We start from the raw sequence: 16,104 nt of genomic DNA, 5'->3' as shown, positions 1-16,104 counted from the left end.
CCAACTTCGTTCCCAAAGAATGAGTCAGATACAACCCCTTCTTACTAGCATAATAGCTAGTAGATCAGGCACTCAAACTAGAATAAAATACCATATGCAACTTGTATAATTTTTGGTTATTTAACTTTAATTTTGCCGTTCCATTTTTTATAACCGCCTTCTAATTGATAGAGTTGGTCATAGCCCTTTTTCTTTAAAAATAATGCGGCTCTTGAACTGCGAGTACCACTTTGACAATAAAGATAAACAGGCTGGTCGGTTCTTAATTCGCGATAACGATTGCGTAGTTGCGTAGATGGCAGGTTACGTGCGCCTAAAATATGACCGCCCTCGAACTCTTTCAATTCGCGAACATCAATTAATTGCGCTTTGCGATAACCTTTTTTGAATTCTTCTTCATTTAAAGAAGTGACTGCTTTTTTTAAGCGAAGTGCATTGATTAGTGTATAAATAACAATTACACCTACAATAATTAGTATAGTATATAACCAGCTCACAAAATCTTACCCCTTTCTATCTATCATACATATTATAAAAGAAGAACTAGCGATAGTCCAATGGGTTTGTTAAAATAAATAGTTGTGAAGAAGGGATGGTATACATGAAAACGAAGTGGTATTTTATTAATTCAGGACCTTGCAGTCCTGCTTATAACATGGCGATGGATGAAGCGCTTCTGCATTGGCATAGTGAAGGGTTGATTCCTCCGGTCATCCGTTTTTATGAGTGGAACCCTGCGACACTTTCTATTGGGTATTTTCAACGTGCAAAGCAGGATATCGATTTTGAGCAAATACATAAACTAGACTTAGGCTTTGTCAGACGCCCCACAGGGGGACGAGCTGTCTTGCATGAACATGAACTCACTTATAGTGTAATCGTGACAGAGGATTACCCAGAGATGCCAAAGACGGTAACAGAAGCCTATCGTGTTATTAGTGAAGGGTTATTGAAAGGGTTCCAAAACCTTGGGTTGGAAGCTTATTTTTCAATTCCTGATACAGAAGAGAAGCGTGACTTACTGAAAAAGCCAAAAAGTGCAGTTTGTTTTGATGCACCAAGCTGGTATGAGCTTGTAGTAGAAGGCAAAAAAGTTGCTGGCAGTGCGCAAACAAGACAAGAAGGTGTAATATTGCAGCATGGCGCCATCTTAATTGATATGGATGAAGAGAAGTTAATTTCACTCTTCAACTTTTCTTCAGACAGAGACAGAGAACGCATGCAAAAGCATTTGCCTCAAAAAGCAGTGGCAATCAATCAATTGGCAAACCGTACAGTTGATGTGGAAGATTGCATTGAAGCTTTCTATAAAGGTTTTCAAGAGGCGCTTGATATTGAGTTGGTCCCTTATGAATTGACAGAGGAACAGCAATCCTTTGTCGAAAATCTGGCGAAAACACGTTATGAATCGGATGAATGGAATTTTAGAAAATAATAAAAAGAAAGCAATGCTAGAGGTGAAAAGATGAATAACAAACTCGCCGGCTTGATGTTCCCGGCCTTTACAATCCTTACGTTATCAGTATTGTCGTTTTTAGGATTGTTCGGTGAAGGAGATGTCAATAAATCGTTCTTTATCTTTGGATTATATTTAATCTTCCCATTTGCTTTCCTAATTCAAGGAATAGCGTGTGCTATCAACCACATTAATCCTTTAATAGCATTGCTTATTTCGTACATTTCTTTTGGGATTATCATGCTATCTTTTTTTCATTACTTCGCATGGGGCCTTTCACTATACTATTTGATAGCATGGTTAATCGGTTACTTCGGTATTTGGATGGTTCGAAAAAGAAAAGAAACAAAAAATGCAAAGGCTCAATAGTAGCCTTTGCATTTTTTATTTATTAGACAGCTTTATCAGCTGCTGGTATATTTGCAGGATCTTTCTCAATGTCTAATAGTTTGTTAAAAGAAGCAATCGCTACTTCTACTTGATCATCATGCGGTTCTTTTGTTGTCAACAATTGCAGCCAAAGGCCAGGATAGCCTAGGAAGCGTAGGATAGGAATGTCCCTACAGGCATTGGTTGCTTGCAGTACCTCAAAAGCAACACCTAGAACAACTGGGATTAATAGGATACGGTCTAGGATGCGAAGCCAAAATGGATCTGTTGGCACTAAAAAATAGATTAACATTCCAACAAGTACAGTAAACAACATAAAGCTACTACCACATCGATAATGAAGCCGAGACTGTGCTTGTACATTTTCTACAGTAAGCGGCAGGCCGTTTTCAAAACAATTGATTACCTTGTGCTCCGAGCCATGATATTGAAACACACGCTTAACCATAGGTGTCAGTGAGACTAGGTAGATATAGCTGACTAATAGTACTAGTTTAAATCCACTTTCCAATAAAATTTGAGCTGTTTTTCCTGGCAGCCAAGAATGGAATAATTGGGCCAAAAAGACAGGGATTAGCGTAAAAATAAATTTGCCAAAAATAAATGATAGGATACCGATTGCAGCTACACCAAGCCACATCTCGAGTTTTGATTTTGATTCTTTCTCTTCTTCTATTTCTTCACCTGGATTGAGATTAAAGCGTTCACTGGCGAACTGTAAATGCTCTGATCCATTTGCAGCCGACTCAATTAAGGCGATAATACCTCTTAATAAGGGAATTTTTTTAAGTTTTTGAAGTGTAGGATTGTATTTTCGCTCGACATAATAATAGTCGATAGACCCATCATTGCGGCGAATAGCTGATACGGTATGCTTTTTACTGCCCATCATGACACCTTCCACTAAGGCTTGTCCACCGTATACAGGGAGATTTTGTTGACCTTTCACATACGACACCGCGCTTTCTCACAAGATAAAAACTGTTTTTATTGTACTAAAAAAATCAACATTGCACTAGAGAAAGCATATTATATTTATTTTTTGTCTATCCTCAGGGGGAAGGAGGGTTTTTAGATGAGAATTAACGTTTACCTGTGGACTGTTTTATTCAGTTCGCTTACATTTATACTTAGTTTAAAGATATTAGATTGGTTTTCCTTTATGAAACTTTCGCCGATAGGTTGGGCAAAAAAGTGGCATATTTTTAGCGATTCACATGGTCTTGTCAAATGGTTTATTCTCTGGATATTTGTTGTAATTATTGCGGCTGTATTATTTGCGATTGCTGAATTATTGAAAAAAGTACGCATGGATATTGTAGCTATTTTCCTTGCGATTGTGATTGTATGGCTCATTGAATGGTCTGTTCAACATACCTTCTACATTCGTCACTTTTCAATTCCGCTTGCTGTTGTTATTGGACTTCATTTGCTCTGGATATTTGAAACAGCCACATATCATGCGAAAATGAGAAATTTAGAATCTCGAAATAAACTGCCCCAATCTGTCTAGGATTATGCTAAAATAAGGCTATCAGTGCAGGAGGAGGGCTAACAATGAATTATTTATGCTTGAATGGTCCTAATCTTAATCGACTTGGCAAGAGAGAGCCAGCTGTTTATGGGCATACAACATTAAAAGACCTTGAGTCCCAATTAAAAGTCCTAGCAGCTGAGTTCAACTCTTCAATTGATTGCAAGCAATCAAACGTTGAAGGCCAGTTGATTGATTGGATTTATGAAGCTGAAGATACAGGTGTAGATGGCATTATCTTCAATCCTGGCGCTTACACCCACACGAGCATCGCACTAAGGGATGCAATTGCTGGTGTTTCGGTGCCTGTTATTGAGGTTCATATTTCAAATGTACATAAAAGAGAAGAATTCAGGCATCATTCTTACTTAGCGCCTGTATGTGTAGGGCAAATTACAGGGCTTGGCACATTTGGATATAGCGCAGCTCTTCGAATGTTTTTAGAGGGATAAAAGGGGGATTATAATGGAAAGAGTAGAGAGATTAGTGAAAGCGTTAAATTCGCAAAATTTAGATGGTTTGCTTATTACCAATAATTATAATTTACGTTATATGACAGGTTTTACAGGTACTTCTGGTGTGGCGGTAGTATCACAAAAAGAGGCAGTGTTTATCACTGACTTCCGTTACACAGAACAAGCATCTAAACAAATTACAGGCTATCGCATTGTTGAACACAAGGGGACAATCATTGAAGAAATTGCTGCAATCGTGAAAGAATTAGGCATTAAATCGCTTGGTTTTGAGAAAGATGTAGTTAGCTATAGCATGTATGAAGCGTATTCTAAGGTTATTCCAGCTGACTTAGTCGGCGTTACAGATTTGATCGAAATAATTCGTCTCGTTAAGACAGAAGATGAATTAAAGACAATTAAAGCAGCTTGCCAAATTGCAGATGAAACGTTTGAACATATCATTCAATTTATCAAACCAGGCAAAACAGAGCTTGAGGTTTCAAATGAGCTTGAATTCTATATGCGTAAACTTGGTGCAACTTCTTCTTCATTTGATACCATTGTCGCTTCAGGAGTACGTTCTGCATTGCCACATGGCGTTGCAACTGATAAAATAATTGAAAAAGGTGATTTCGTCACTTTAGACTATGGCGCTTTATATAATGGTTATATTTCTGACATGACACGCACAGTCGCTGTGGGCGAACCTTCTGAACAGTTAAAGGAAATCTACCAAATTGTTTTGGAAGCAGAGCTTCTCGGACTTGAAAAATTCAAACCAGGTATGACAGGTAAGGAAGCGGATGCAATATGCCGCGATTATATTAAGGAACATGGCTATGGTGATGCTTTTGGCCATTCTACAGGTCATGGAATTGGTTTAGAGGTACATGAGGGTCCTGGATTATCGTTTAGATCCAATATCACATTAGAGCCTGGCATGGTTGTCACATGTGAACCGGGTATCTATTTGCCAGGAGTTGGTGGCGTGCGTATAGAAGATGATACGCTAATTACTGAAACTGGCAATGAAAAATTGACACATGCACCAAAAGAATTAATCATCTTATAATTTATTATTGGAGGATATACAGAAATGATTTCAGTAAATGATTTTAAAACAGGGTTAACGATTTTAGTAGACGGGAACCTATTCCGTGTTATCGAATTCCAACACGTAAAACCAGGTAAGGGTGCAGCTTTTGTACGTTCTAAATTACGTAACTTACGTAATGGCAACGTGGCAGAAAAAACATTCCGTGCAGGCGAAAAAGTGGAAAAAGCACAAATCGATACACGCAAAATGCAATATCTATACGCATCAGGCGACGCTTATGCATTCATGGATATGGAATCATATGAGCAAATCGAATTGACTGCAAGCCAATTAGAAGAAGAATTAAAATACCTTCTAGAAAACATGGAAGTTCATATCATGATGTATGAAGGAGAAGTGCTAGGCGTTGAACTACCTAACACAGTTGAACTAGAAGTATCTGCAACGGATCCTGGAATTAAAGGTGATACTGCAACAGGCGGATCAAAACCAGCAACAATGGAAACAGGCCTAGTTGTAAACGTACCATTCTTTGTAAACGAAGGTGACAAACTAATCATCAATACATCTGATGGTTCTTATGTTTCTCGTGCTTAATCTATAAATTAAAGCTATGCATAACTGCATGGCTTTTTTTGTGAGAATTTTACTATTCCTTTTCAACTTATTCAACTTGTTGAGCAAGTTAAAACAGGATATATTCGTGTTGCTTCAGCTAACTTAACTGGTACTTTAAATTTTGTAATTCATATACAGATCCTATTTATAACAGTGAATATGGCTTTGGCAGAGGTATCCCTTCAAAGGATGCTACGCTACCTATTTAAAAAAGGAGATAAGGAAAATTTGAGTTTGAAAAGAACCACTTAAATGGTTAGCGATAGGAACTGAACCAAATAAGGAAAAAAGCAATGATATGAAGTGTTTTGTGCAATAGAAGATATAAATGACTTAATTGATTTCGAAAAAGAATAATAAAAAGACCACATAAGTGGTCTTTAAATATGCAAAACTTTAATGATACACTTCATAGAAAAAAGTGCAGACGATTAGAACGATAGCTACTAATACTACAATTTTCATTCGATCATTCCAAATTGGTAGACCATTTCTTTTGTTTTCAATCATCTCTTTAATAAACGATACCAAGAAAATTATCGAGAAAATTAAACCGATTAACAATACAGATAAAAAGAATAGAAGAAAAAGTGTAAAAACAAGCAAAGTCAACCCTCATTTTTAGATGTAATTATACACTGTGTTCTTACTTAAATATTATTAATTCCGTATCAATATAACATACTACCTAGCATATTGCTGGTATTTTCTGATGAGTAGAAAGTCTTTATGTACTAGAAGAAATAAGCCCCCTATCTTAACCACTATTCTAATTCAATGTATGCGAAGTGGTTCAGCTGCTAATTACCTATGCTGTTAAAACTTTCAACAATAATTGCTGAAACACAAACTGCCAATAAAGCCTCTATAAACTCTTACGAAGAAATGGAATGAAATTTGAAAGAACGGTTACGAGTTTCGAAGAAGGAAGTTTTTATTTTTACTCGTTTAATATCAATCAATATATTAACAATTTAATTACTAAAAGAAAGTCTATGATTATCAAAAATTTATTTAATTTAAAATTTCTCAACTGTCAAGAAATTCAAACATATATAATAAAAATTTCAATAAAAATCCTTCGTGCACTTATCTTAAGTGCTTTTTTTGTGAGATCTATCAAGATTTCTTCATAATTTCCCTGCATAAATTCTTTTCCCTCTCATAAATTGTAAAGAGAGGAGGGGCGACTTCGGAACTTCAAGATTTGCTTAGAATAGCTGGTATTGGACTGGTCCTGGGACTTTTACACATCTTCTTTGAACAAACAGGTAAAAAAGAATTTTCTTTCTTTCTTAATTTTATTGCCTATTTATATATCACAATCGAGTTGCTTCGATTTTTGCGTCTCTTTTTTGATGAGATTATTACCTTCTTCCAATGGCTGATGACGTCATAATGGAATTCTTATTCTATGTTTTAATGACGTTCCTCTTCCTTATTGGTATACGAATAGTAATACCGACAATGCATCAATTCTTTGCAGTTGTCTTATTTTTTATTCTATTAAGTTTTTTGATGATGCGAGTTGTATTACCTTTTTGGCAAAAATTAAAGACCTTTTTTTTATTTGATTTGCCATATATGCCGCTTATATTAGGTAGTTCCTTGCTTTACCTTTGTTCACTTATTGTATCGCACATATTAGATGAAAACGATTATGAAAGCATTGCCTTTATAAGTCATCTTGCTATAAAAATCTGGATTGTCACGCTTTGGCTCGATGAATTAGCATCATTTTTAAAACAATGGGAAAAGTTAGTAGCACCGTAGGGGGTGTAATAATCGAACAAGTGGCTGCGTTTTTGATCGAACCATTTAAAGAACAATTCTTCGCACTACGTTCATTTTTTCTTTACGCTATCCTGTTTTTATGTATTAATTGGCTGCTTCCAACAATGAAAGAGTGGACAAGGTTTTTTTTCTTAATAGTAGTGATCATGGTAACAATTCGACCTGTTTTTAAGGCTTTTACACAAATGCAACATATAACAGAACAGCTAATGGATGTTTATCTTGTTCTGTCGCCACTTTTAACATCCTCTTTGCTTCTTGGCTCAGGGATATTTTCAGTGCTTTCCATTAGTCCTGTTTTCCTTATTTTCCTGCAGACTATTTTAGTGGTCGTTACAAAATATTTAATCCCTATGTTAATCGCCACATTTGTTTTCGATTTTATTACGCGAATGCTTCCTGAGCTCTCGTTTGCCAAAATGTCAGATTTTTTGCGAATGTCGGTTTTGAGCGTAGTATCCGTATCTGTCCTAATTTATACCATGTTACTTGCTACAAATGGAGTTTTGGTTGGTACATTTTCAGGAGAAATAGCTGAGCCGGTTAAAAGGCTCTTGCAACAAAATATTCCTATCATCGGTTCCCTTGTCACAGAATCTCTCAATACTTTTAAAAAATACTCGTCGACAGCTTTAATTACTACAAGTACTGGTTTACTTGTAAGCGTTTGGAGTGTAACGATTCTTCCGACACTCAATATTTTAATACTCGGTTTTTGCTATCGTTTTTTAGCTGCTGTTTTAGAACCGTTCACAGACAGTAAGGTGAATGGATTAATCGAAGATGTAAGCAAAACACTTTTCATTCTATGTGCTGTGTCATTCCTTATTGCATTTGCCTATTTCTTCACGATTATGATGGTCGTGCTTATGGTTCAGATGCAGATGGGAAAGGGGGGGGCATAGTGGCAAGTTTTTTATTTAATTTGCTAGTGTATTGCCTCATCGGAAAAATCCTGCTTCTTATTCTTCCTAAAGATGTGGAAGAGGAGGCGACACTGTTATTAAAAATGGTGCTTGCTTTATATAGTATTCAATACTTTTTGTAACACTTTTGCATATTGCTGAAACAAGATTCATAGATTGTGTTAGTCGTTAATGTTTTGAAGGAGGAGATGTCCTTGGAAAAGCAGCAAATTTTAAAAAACCGTTTCTTGCCGCAGGAATTTTAGTCGCAATACTTCTGGTAAGCGGAATATTCTCGCTTACGAATCACACCAACAAAGATCCATCGAATGCTGGCAGCGAACAAACAGGGACCCAGGATCTCACTTCTATTCTTAGTTCCATTGAAGGTGTTGGTAAGGTGATGATTTATTTTTACTATGGCCAGACAAACGACCAGCCTAAAAAGGAAGAGTCATCCCTTGGACAATATTTTAACTGGCAGCAAACAAATGGAGAGAGTAAACAGAAAGTAACCGGCGTGTTAGTCGTAGCTGAAGGAGCTGATTCTTTAACAGTAAAAAATGATCTTGTAGCAGTCTTATCAAGTGTACTTGAAATACCAACTCATCGTATTGTCGTACGTTCAATGGAAAAAAAGGAGGATACCCCATGAGAGTAAAAAAGAAAGCAGTATGGTTTTTAACATTATTAAGTTTGGCAGCAGTCATTTCGGTCTATTATTTATCTAATCCAGTAACGCCATTTAACGGACTTGCTATTTTCAGTGATAATTCATTGAAAGATACGAAGATTAGCGAGCTTGCAAGTAAGACAAGCAAAACAACTCCTGTTACTACAGAAAGCCACTTATTTGAAGAGATGCGTATGGAGCTGCAAAACGAGCGCAGTCAATTGAAAGAAACACTAACTCAAAAAGTTGCTTCTTCTCAATACAGTGCAGATGAAAAGAACAAATATTTCGATGAAATTGATGCGATTACAAAAAATGAATCAAATGAAGCGATGCTTGAAATGTTGATTCGCACATTGGGATACTCAGACGCATTTGTTCGGGCTGAAGACGATCAAATTCGTGTAACAGTACAGGCAAATGAATTATCAAAAGAAAAAGCGAATGAGATTGTTTATATGGTGAAAAAAGAGTTTAATGAAGGAAAAGTAGTAGTAGATTTCCAATCCGAAACAATTAACTAAATAAAACGTCTTCTGAAGATGGGGAAACAACCTAGTTGTTTTTCCGTCTTTTTTGTGTGTAATTTATCCTTTAGATGGATGAATGTAGATTATAAATACAGCTCTAATAAGTGTTTTGAATTATCTTCAAGGAAAAGGAGGAATTATGCCCAAAATGTTGAAGATATCTATATTCCCAAATAACTGTTTAAAAATATTACCAAACACGATAAAATAAAACTTGTACTATATCACAATATAAGGGGAGTAACATATGTTGAAAATTCAAGAAATACGCGAGATTATTAAATTAGTAGATGCTTCTTCAATTGAAGAATTCGTGTATGAGGCTGACGAAGTAAAAGTCAAACTCAAAAAAAATAGCGGGATTGTTATCTCAAATCATACTCCCGAAGCACCAAAACCAATTGAAACAGTGCAAGCTGCACCAGCTGTTGAAGCGCCTGTAGCTAAAGCAGCTCCAGCTGTAGAAAAACAAGAAGCGAAAACAGTTGAAACCGCTTCAACTGAATCATTGCATAAAATAGTTTCACCTATGGTCGGAACATTCTATCAGGCGCCAAGTCCAGATGCAAAACCTTTTGTTCAAGTAGGAGACAAAATTGGAGAAGAATCCATTGTTTGTATTGTAGAAGCGATGAAGTTATTCAATGAAATTGAAGCAGAAGTTAAAGGTGAAATCGTCGAAATCCTAGTGACTGACGGTGAATTAGTGGAATATGGCCAGCCTTTATTCCTAGTAAAAGAAAACTAAGGGAGGCTATGCTCTATGTTGAAAAAAGTATTAATTGCCAATCGCGGAGAAATCGCAGTTCGCATTATCCGTGCATGCAAAGAATTAGGTATTGCCTCTGTAGCAGTTTACTCAGAAGCAGATAGTGAAGCGCTGCATGTACAGTTGGCAGATGAAGCTTATTGCATCGGCTCTAAGTTTTCAAGCGATAGTTATTTAAAGATTGACCGTATCTTAACAGTAGCAGAGAAATCAGGCTGCGATGGTATCCACCCAGGCTATGGTTTTCTTGCTGAAAATGCGAGTTTTGCCGAAGCATGTGAAGATGCAGGTATTACGTTTATCGGCCCAACATCACAGGCTATAAATATTATGGGAATTAAAGATATTGCTAAAGATACTATGATTGCTGCTGGCGTGCCGACAGTACCAGGTTCTAAAGGACTTGTTGCTGATGAACATGAAGCAGTAGCTGTAGCACAAGAAATTGGCTATCCTGTTATTATTAAAGCAACTGCCGGCGGTGGAGGTAAGGGTATCCGTGTGGCACGCGATGAAGAATCTTTGATTAAAGGCGTTCAAATCACCCAAAAAGAAGCACAAGCTGCTTTCGGTAATCCAGGCGTCTATTTAGAAAAGTTCATTGAAGATTTCCGCCATTGTGAAATCCAAGTGCTTGCAGATGAATATGGTCATACGATTCATCTAGGTGAGCGTGATTGCACTGTGCAACGTCGAATGCAAAAGCTTGTTGAAGAAGCGCCTTCACCTGCATTGTCTGAAGAAAGACGCACTGAAATGGGCGAAGCAGCCGTAAAAGCAGCGAAGGCTTGTGGTTATCGCGGAGCAGGTACAGTTGAATTTATCTATGACTATAAGGCAGATCGATTCTACTTTATGGAGATGAATACGCGCATCCAGGTTGAACATCCTGTTACTGAGGAAATTACTGGGGTTGACCTTGTACGTGAGCAATTAAAAATTGCCTCTGGCGAAAAATTAACATACCAACAAGAAGATATTGTGGTAAATGGTTGGTCAATTGAGTGCCGTATTAATGCAGAAAACCCATCAAAAAACTTCATGCCTTCTCCAGGCAGAGTGGAAAATTACCTAGCGCCAGGTGGTATTGGCGTACGTATTGATTCTGCTATGTATCCAGGCTATGCGATCCCACCATACTATGATTCAATGGTAGCAAAATTGATTGTTCATGCCGATACTCGTGAAGAAGCGATCGAAAAGATGAAACGTGCACTTGGGGAGTTCATTGTGGAGGGTCCTGGAATTCATACAACTATTCCATTCCACGAAAAATTAATGGATCATGAAGTATTCAAATCAGGTAAATTCAACACGAAATTCCTTGAAGAAAATGATGTCATGAATTCATAAGAAAGAAAGGGGCAAGCTAAATGGCTGACGAAATTGTACATTCAGTACCGCAAGAAACACCCGCTGACAAGACGTCTCTTGGCCGTATTGAGGTAGCACCTGAAGTCATTGAAGTGATTGCGGGTATTGCGACTACTGAAGTGGATGGTATTTCAAAAACAAGAGGCAACTTTGCGACAGGTGTTGTAGAGAAGTTCGGCAAAAAAGTGCATGGCAAAGGCATTAAGACTGAATGGACAGAAGAAGGCTTAGTCGTCGATGTTTATTGCTTTGTCCAATATGGTGTATCAGTTGCTAAGGTTGCAAAACAAGTGCAATCACATATTCGCGAAGCCATCGTAAATATGACCTCTCATCAAACAAAAGAAGTGAATGTACATATTACAGGAATCTTATTTGATCAAAGTGATATGAAAAACTAAATAAAAGTCATACAGAAGCTTCTGGTGGTGGAGAACTCACACCATTCTTAGAAGGGTTCTTAAAGGTATCTTTATGCTTTTAAGAGCCCTTTTTTTTACAGTATTTCAGCCCCATTGTCGAATTTTTCAAAACATGCAAGAATCCATGCTTCTATAGGTGTTTTGTGATAAAATAAATCTATTGTAAATAAATGAAACACTTCACATAATGACAATTATTAAAATGGTCAGATGTAGTAGTAAAAGGAGCACATTTTAGATGAAGCGACGAGAAGCGCGGGAAAAAGCATTACAAACCCTTTTCCAATTAGAAAATACAGAGCTGACAGTACAAGAAGCAATGGAGCATATCATGGGTGAAGAGACAGATACGTTCTATGAAAAGATAGTAACTGGTACAACTGAGCATTTGCAGGAGATTGATGCAGCACTAGCTGAAAAACTTGAAAATTGGTCTTTTGATCGCGTAGCAAAAATTGAACGCACTATCTTGCGTTTAGCAGCATATGAGCTGTTATTTACACCTGAAACACCAAAAAGTGTTGTATTAAATGAAGCAATTGAATTAAGTAAGACATTTGGCGATGAACAATCCAGCAAATTTGTGAATGGAGTTCTTTCTAAATTTGCGTAAAATCCTTAAATAGAGGTGGAAAGAATGTCAGGCAAATTGATCAATGGTAAAGAAATTGGTGGAAAGATTCGAGAAACGATTCAACAGGAAGTGAACGACTTAAAGAGTGAAGGCATTACCCCTGGCTTAGCAGTGATTTTGGTCGGCGATGACTCTGCATCGCATACATATGTGGCTAATAAGCAAAAAGCTTGTTCAGAGCTAGGAATTTATTCGCGTTTAATCCAATTTGAAGCCGAAATATCAGAAGATACTCTGTTATCTCAAATCGAACAATTGAATACTGATTCGGCGATTGATGGCATTTTAGTGCAATTGCCGTTGCCTAAACATATCAATGAACAAAAAATCATCGATGCTATATCTCCATATAAAGATGTTGACGGTTTCCATCCAATCAATGTAGGTAAAATGCTGATTGGTGAACCCTCATTCCAGCCATGTACCCCTTCTGGGATTATGAAACTGCTGGAATACTCAAATGTTGATGTAGCAGGCAAGCATGCTGTCGTTGTAGGCCGAAGCAATATAGTTGGCATACCGATGGGGCAGCTTCTACTAAAAAAAGATGCAACAGTTACGTATTGCCACTCTAAAACACAGGATTTAAGTGCTATTACAAAACAAGCTGATATATTGGTTGTAGCGACTGGCCGTGCCAAGTTAATCGGCAAAGAAGATGTAAAAGATGGGGCAGTCGTGATTGATGTAGGCATGAATAGAGATAATCATGGCAAACTTTGTGGGGATGTTGACTTCGATGCAGTTTTTGAGAAAGTTTCAGCTATTACCCCTGTACCTGGTGGAGTCGGACCTATGACGATTACAATGCTTCTTTACAATACATTGCAATCTGCCAAAAAGAAGTCAAGTAGACAACCTTTAGTCAAATAATATGAAGACATGGGCTGTTTTTCTAGCGAAAGACAGCCCATTTCACTGATAAGTACAACTATCTTTGTGAAATGGGAAATAGGAATAAACGCTGGTATCTTTACCAGTGTATAGATAAGGAGTTTTCGTATTTTGGCAATGCCTTATTTATCAGTGCAAGCACTTACAAAATATATCAAAAAAAAGTTTGATGCAGATCCTCATTTGCGCAATGTTTATGTTAAAGGTGAACTCTCCAATGTGAAGCATCATATTGGGTCTGGGCATATTTACTTCACCTTGAAAGATGAAAAGTCGCAAGTGAAAGCAGTTATGTTTGCTATGCGCGCTAAAAAATTGAAGTTTAAACCTGAAAATGGCATGAAAGTGTTGATTAAAGGGGATGTAACGGTTTATGAAGGCGGCGGGCAATATCAATTATATGCCGAAGAAATGGAACCGGATGGTATAGGTAGTCTTTACTTAGCATTTGAGCAATTAAAAGAGAAGTTGCAGCAAGAGGGACTATTTTCTGATACCCATAAAAAACAAATCCCAGCCTTTCCACAAAGAATAGCAGTTGTGACAGCTCCGACTGGTGCTGCTATCCGTGATATTTGCACGACGATTAAACAACACTATAAGTTAGTGGATATTGTTATTTTTCCTGCACTTGTTCAGGGGGAAAATGCTGCCAAAAGTATTGCGAAAGCAATTGAACAGGCAAATAATACACCGAATATCGATACATTAATTGTTGGTCGTGGCGGAGGTTCCATAGAGGATTTATGGGCTTTCAATGAAGAGATTGTTGCAAGAGCTATCTTTAATAGTAAGTTGCCGATCATTAGTGGTGTAGGTCATGAGACAGATACGACCATTGCTGATTTTGTAGCAGATGCGAGAGCTGCAACACCGACGGCAGCCGCAAAACTTGCTGTGCCAAGCAGCCAAGAACTTTTGAAATATCTGCTCACAAAAAAAGCTCAACTAATTCAATTGACTCAATCTAAAATTAGAAGCGAACGTAGCCGTTTAGACCGCTTGCAAAAATCCTATCCACTCAGTCTACCTGACAGGCTCTATCGACCGTTTACCGAACAGCTCATGCGTTTAGATGAGAGGCTTCAACAGGGGACAGTACGTTATGTGAAAGATCAAAAACAGCTTATTCAAAGATTGGATCAAACCTTGGCAATACGCACACCGGTAACACAAATTAAGCAAGAAAAGAAAAATGTAATCAATTTAGAAAGTGCTTTGCAAAAAGCAATTGTAGGGCAAATCAATCAAAAAAAAGAAGAGTTTCGTTCTGCAATCAGAACTTTGGAAGCGTTAAATCCACTTTCTATCATGACAAGAGGGTACAGTATTGCATACCAGAAGGGTACTGTTGTCAAATCAGTTGATGACCTTCACACACAAGATCAAATTGAACTACACTTGCATGACGGAAAAGCTTTAGCATCCATTGTATCTGTTACGAAGAAAGGAGACTAAAAATGGCTAATGAAAAACAAACCTTCCAAACTTCAATTAACGAATTAGAAGAGATTGTACAAGTATTAGAAACAGGCGAAGTGCCGCTTGAAGATGCAATTGAACTGTATAAAAAGGGAATGAAACTATCAAAGTTTTGCCACGACCAATTGACAAAGGCAGAAGAACAGCTTGTCTCTATTATGGATGAAAGCGGCAAAGAAAAGCCGTTCGAGCCTACAGGAGAAGAGGGAAATAAACAATGACGTTACAACTCCAATCATTCATGAAAAGTAATATTCCACTCGTTGAAAAACATATGGATGATCTTGTGAAGATTATTACAGCACCGGAAATATTAAAGGAATCAATGCTTTATTCACTGAATGCAGGTGGTAAAAGAGTTCGCCCTTTATTTGTGCTAGCTGTTATGGATCATTTCAATGTAAAAGATGATGCAGCTTATACTGTCGGTGCTGTCATTGAAATGATTCATACCTACTCTTTAATCCATGATGATTTGCCAAGTATGGATAATGATGATTATCGACGCGGCAAATTAACAAATCATAAAGTTTTCGGCGAAGCCTTTGCCACTCTTGCTGGTGATGCGTTAAATACTCTAGCTTTTGGCATACTAGCTAGAATGCAACATGTGGATGCAGAGAAACGTTTAGAACTCATCAACCTATTAAGTATTGCAGCTGGCGCGGAAGGTATGGTCGGCGGTCAAATTCTAGATATTCAGGGTGAAGAAAAGCAGCTGACGTTAGAAGAACTAGAAAAAGTCCATATTAATAAAACAGGTGCTATCCTTCGCTTTAGCATAGAAGCTGGTGCTATACTTGCTAATGCAACAGCAGATGAAAGAAGCATATTGGCAGAATATGCCCATCACATTGGATTATGCTTCCAAATACAAGATGATATTTTAGACGTAGTAGGTACCACAGAGCAGCTTGGTAAGACAGCAGGCAAAGATGTAGCAAGCGACAAAAGCACATACCCTGCATTATTAACACTTGATGGGGCAAACAAGAAATTGCAACAACATTTCCGTTTAGCAATCGAAGCGTTAGATAAATTGCCTTCTGACAGTATTTTACTTAAAGAATTTGCTGAATATATTGTTCATCGTAACAAGTAACAGCTCAAAATTTTG

23 protein-coding genes are annotated in these 16,104 nt (G+C 37.4%); 20 read left to right on the top strand and 3 right to left on the bottom strand.

Annotation, left to right across the window (positions count from 1 at the left end):
- Positions 1-116 precede the first annotated feature (116 nt).
- On the bottom strand, positions 117-497 hold the full coding sequence (locus RST01_RS01855) for a rhodanese-like domain-containing protein (RefSeq protein ID WP_066786621.1): 381 nt from the start codon (positions 495-497) through the stop codon (positions 117-119).
- Between the two features lie 104 nt (positions 498-601).
- On the opposite strand from RST01_RS01855, the gene lipM reads away from it, so the two are divergent.
- Positions 602-1,435 (top strand): octanoyltransferase LipM, encoded by an 834-nt coding sequence (gene lipM / locus RST01_RS01850; RefSeq protein WP_147193625.1) that lies wholly within the window; start codon positions 602-604, stop codon positions 1,433-1,435.
- Between the two features lie 30 nt (positions 1,436-1,465).
- Positions 1,466-1,825, top strand: a complete 360-nt coding sequence (locus RST01_RS01845) for a hypothetical protein (protein WP_147193623.1) — start codon at positions 1,466-1,468, stop codon at positions 1,823-1,825.
- A 22-nt stretch (positions 1,826-1,847) separates the two neighbouring features.
- Here the strand turns inward: RST01_RS01845 and RST01_RS01840 are convergent, their stop codons facing one another.
- Complete coding sequence (locus RST01_RS01840) at positions 1,848-2,738, bottom strand: DUF1385 domain-containing protein (RefSeq protein ID WP_147195068.1); 891 nt, start codon at positions 2,736-2,738, stop codon at positions 1,848-1,850.
- Positions 2,739-2,921: 183 nt separating this feature from the next.
- Here RST01_RS01840 and RST01_RS01835 point away from each other — a divergent pair, with 183 nt between their 5' ends.
- The 4 genes from RST01_RS01835 to efp are packed head-to-tail and all read left to right on the top strand — an operon-like array spanning position 2,922 to position 5,489.
- On the top strand, positions 2,922-3,359 hold the full coding sequence (locus RST01_RS01835) for a hypothetical protein (protein WP_147193622.1): 438 nt from the start codon (positions 2,922-2,924) through the stop codon (positions 3,357-3,359).
- A gap of 44 nt (positions 3,360-3,403) precedes the next feature.
- A complete protein-coding gene (gene aroQ, locus RST01_RS01830) occupies positions 3,404-3,832 on the top strand; it encodes a type II 3-dehydroquinate dehydratase (RefSeq protein WP_147193621.1) in 429 nt (142 codons plus the stop codon).
- 13 nt (positions 3,833-3,845) lie between these two features.
- A complete protein-coding gene (locus RST01_RS01825; protein ID WP_147193620.1) occupies positions 3,846-4,907 on the top strand; it encodes a M24 family metallopeptidase in 1,062 nt (353 codons plus the stop codon).
- 24 nt (positions 4,908-4,931) lie between these two features.
- On the top strand, positions 4,932-5,489 hold the full coding sequence (efp, locus tag RST01_RS01820) for an elongation factor P (RefSeq protein ID WP_066786635.1): 558 nt from the start codon (positions 4,932-4,934) through the stop codon (positions 5,487-5,489).
- Positions 5,490-5,906: 417 nt separating this feature from the next.
- Here efp and RST01_RS01815 read toward each other — a convergent pair whose 3' ends face one another.
- Positions 5,907-6,116, bottom strand: coding sequence for a hypothetical protein (locus RST01_RS01815; protein WP_147193619.1), 210 nt, complete (start codon positions 6,114-6,116; stop codon positions 5,907-5,909).
- A 562-nt stretch (positions 6,117-6,678) separates the two neighbouring features.
- Here RST01_RS01815 and RST01_RS01810 point away from each other — a divergent pair.
- The 14 genes from RST01_RS01810 to RST01_RS01750 all read left to right on the top strand — a co-directional run bounded on the left by RST01_RS01810 (position 6,679) and on the right by RST01_RS01750 (position 16,089).
- A complete protein-coding gene (locus RST01_RS01810; RefSeq protein ID WP_066786641.1) occupies positions 6,679-6,909 on the top strand; it encodes a SpoIIIAC/SpoIIIAD family protein in 231 nt (76 codons plus the stop codon).
- The gene (locus RST01_RS01805) at positions 6,909-7,283 is read left to right on the top strand and encodes a hypothetical protein (protein WP_066786645.1); all 375 of its coding nucleotides are present in this window, start codon (positions 6,909-6,911) and stop codon (positions 7,281-7,283) included. The genes RST01_RS01810 and RST01_RS01805 overlap by 1 nt, the downstream gene beginning before the upstream one ends.
- Before the next feature lie 32 nt (positions 7,284-7,315).
- A complete protein-coding gene (locus RST01_RS01800) occupies positions 7,316-8,209 on the top strand; it encodes a stage III sporulation protein AE (protein WP_184117496.1) in 894 nt (297 codons plus the stop codon).
- Positions 8,209-8,352, top strand: a complete 144-nt coding sequence (locus RST01_RS15915; protein WP_158512567.1) for a hypothetical protein — start codon at positions 8,209-8,211, stop codon at positions 8,350-8,352. Before RST01_RS01800 ends, RST01_RS15915 begins: the two co-directional genes overlap by 1 nt.
- A 260-nt stretch (positions 8,353-8,612) precedes the next feature.
- Positions 8,613-8,864, top strand: coding sequence for a SpoIIIAG-related protein (locus tag RST01_RS01795; RefSeq protein ID WP_490722673.1), 252 nt, complete (start codon positions 8,613-8,615; stop codon positions 8,862-8,864).
- Positions 8,861-9,406, top strand: a complete 546-nt coding sequence (locus RST01_RS01790) for a SpoIIIAH-like family protein (protein ID WP_066786653.1) — start codon at positions 8,861-8,863, stop codon at positions 9,404-9,406. Before RST01_RS01795 ends, RST01_RS01790 begins: the two co-directional genes overlap by 4 nt.
- Before the next feature lie 253 nt (positions 9,407-9,659).
- On the top strand, positions 9,660-10,160 hold the full coding sequence (gene accB / locus RST01_RS01785; protein WP_147193617.1) for an acetyl-CoA carboxylase biotin carboxyl carrier protein: 501 nt from the start codon (positions 9,660-9,662) through the stop codon (positions 10,158-10,160).
- Positions 10,161-10,175: 15 nt separating this feature from the next.
- The gene (accC, locus tag RST01_RS01780; protein ID WP_066786659.1) at positions 10,176-11,534 is read left to right on the top strand and encodes an acetyl-CoA carboxylase biotin carboxylase subunit; all 1,359 of its coding nucleotides are present in this window, start codon (positions 10,176-10,178) and stop codon (positions 11,532-11,534) included.
- A 20-nt stretch (positions 11,535-11,554) separates the two neighbouring features.
- Positions 11,555-11,956: an Asp23/Gls24 family envelope stress response protein gene (locus tag RST01_RS01775; RefSeq protein ID WP_147193616.1), complete on the top strand. Its 402-nt coding sequence runs from the start codon at positions 11,555-11,557 to the stop codon at positions 11,954-11,956.
- 259 nt (positions 11,957-12,215) lie between these two features.
- Complete coding sequence (gene nusB, locus RST01_RS01770) at positions 12,216-12,590, top strand: transcription antitermination factor NusB (protein ID WP_147193615.1); 375 nt, start codon at positions 12,216-12,218, stop codon at positions 12,588-12,590.
- A 24-nt stretch (positions 12,591-12,614) separates the two neighbouring features.
- Complete coding sequence (gene folD, locus RST01_RS01765) at positions 12,615-13,484, top strand: bifunctional methylenetetrahydrofolate dehydrogenase/methenyltetrahydrofolate cyclohydrolase FolD (RefSeq protein WP_147193614.1); 870 nt, start codon at positions 12,615-12,617, stop codon at positions 13,482-13,484.
- 129 nt (positions 13,485-13,613) lie between these two features.
- On the top strand, positions 13,614-14,963 hold the full coding sequence (gene xseA / locus RST01_RS01760; RefSeq protein WP_147193613.1) for an exodeoxyribonuclease VII large subunit: 1,350 nt from the start codon (positions 13,614-13,616) through the stop codon (positions 14,961-14,963).
- Positions 14,964-14,965: 2 nt separating this feature from the next.
- Positions 14,966-15,208 carry an exodeoxyribonuclease VII small subunit gene (locus RST01_RS01755; RefSeq protein WP_147193612.1) on the top strand — a complete coding sequence of 81 codons (243 nt, stop codon included), beginning with the start codon at positions 14,966-14,968 and terminating at the stop codon, positions 15,206-15,208.
- On the top strand, positions 15,205-16,089 hold the full coding sequence (locus RST01_RS01750) for a polyprenyl synthetase family protein (protein WP_147193611.1): 885 nt from the start codon (positions 15,205-15,207) through the stop codon (positions 16,087-16,089). The genes RST01_RS01755 and RST01_RS01750 overlap by 4 nt, the downstream gene beginning before the upstream one ends.
- Positions 16,090-16,104 lie beyond the last annotated feature (15 nt).

Source organism: Rummeliibacillus stabekisii, assembly GCF_007988965.1.
GTDB lineage: Bacteria > Bacillota > Bacilli > Bacillales_A > Planococcaceae > Rummeliibacillus > Rummeliibacillus stabekisii.
This window is presented reverse-complemented; position numbering and strand designations above follow the sequence as displayed.

What these genes read in the sequence shown, in the direction of transcription:
- lipM (WP_147193625.1), top strand. Translation starts at nt 602, where the DNA reads ATGAAAACGAAGTGGTATTTTATTAATTCAGGACCTTGCAGTCCTGCT.
- RST01_RS01845 (WP_147193623.1), top strand. Translation starts at nt 1,466, where the DNA reads ATGAATAACAAACTCGCCGGCTTGATGTTCCCGGCCTTTACAATCCTT.
- RST01_RS01840 (WP_147195068.1), bottom strand. Translation starts at nt 2,738, where the DNA reads ATGATGGGCAGTAAAAAGCATACCGTATCAGCTATTCGCCGCAATGAT.
- RST01_RS01835 (WP_147193622.1), top strand. Translation starts at nt 2,922, where the DNA reads ATGAGAATTAACGTTTACCTGTGGACTGTTTTATTCAGTTCGCTTACA.
- aroQ (WP_147193621.1), top strand. Translation starts at nt 3,404, where the DNA reads ATGAATTATTTATGCTTGAATGGTCCTAATCTTAATCGACTTGGCAAG.
- RST01_RS01825 (WP_147193620.1), top strand. Translation starts at nt 3,846, where the DNA reads ATGGAAAGAGTAGAGAGATTAGTGAAAGCGTTAAATTCGCAAAATTTA.
- efp (WP_066786635.1), top strand. Translation starts at nt 4,932, where the DNA reads ATGATTTCAGTAAATGATTTTAAAACAGGGTTAACGATTTTAGTAGAC.
- RST01_RS01805 (WP_066786645.1), top strand. Translation starts at nt 6,909, where the DNA reads ATGGAATTCTTATTCTATGTTTTAATGACGTTCCTCTTCCTTATTGGT.
- RST01_RS01795 (WP_490722673.1), top strand. Translation starts at nt 8,613, where the DNA reads ATGATTTATTTTTACTATGGCCAGACAAACGACCAGCCTAAAAAGGAA.
- RST01_RS01790 (WP_066786653.1), top strand. Translation starts at nt 8,861, where the DNA reads ATGAGAGTAAAAAAGAAAGCAGTATGGTTTTTAACATTATTAAGTTTG.
- accB (WP_147193617.1), top strand. Translation starts at nt 9,660, where the DNA reads ATGTTGAAAATTCAAGAAATACGCGAGATTATTAAATTAGTAGATGCT.
- accC (WP_066786659.1), top strand. Translation starts at nt 10,176, where the DNA reads ATGTTGAAAAAAGTATTAATTGCCAATCGCGGAGAAATCGCAGTTCGC.
- RST01_RS01775 (WP_147193616.1), top strand. Translation starts at nt 11,555, where the DNA reads ATGGCTGACGAAATTGTACATTCAGTACCGCAAGAAACACCCGCTGAC.
- nusB (WP_147193615.1), top strand. Translation starts at nt 12,216, where the DNA reads ATGAAGCGACGAGAAGCGCGGGAAAAAGCATTACAAACCCTTTTCCAA.
- folD (WP_147193614.1), top strand. Translation starts at nt 12,615, where the DNA reads ATGTCAGGCAAATTGATCAATGGTAAAGAAATTGGTGGAAAGATTCGA.
- RST01_RS01755 (WP_147193612.1), top strand. Translation starts at nt 14,966, where the DNA reads ATGGCTAATGAAAAACAAACCTTCCAAACTTCAATTAACGAATTAGAA.
- RST01_RS01750 (WP_147193611.1), top strand. Translation starts at nt 15,205, where the DNA reads ATGACGTTACAACTCCAATCATTCATGAAAAGTAATATTCCACTCGTT.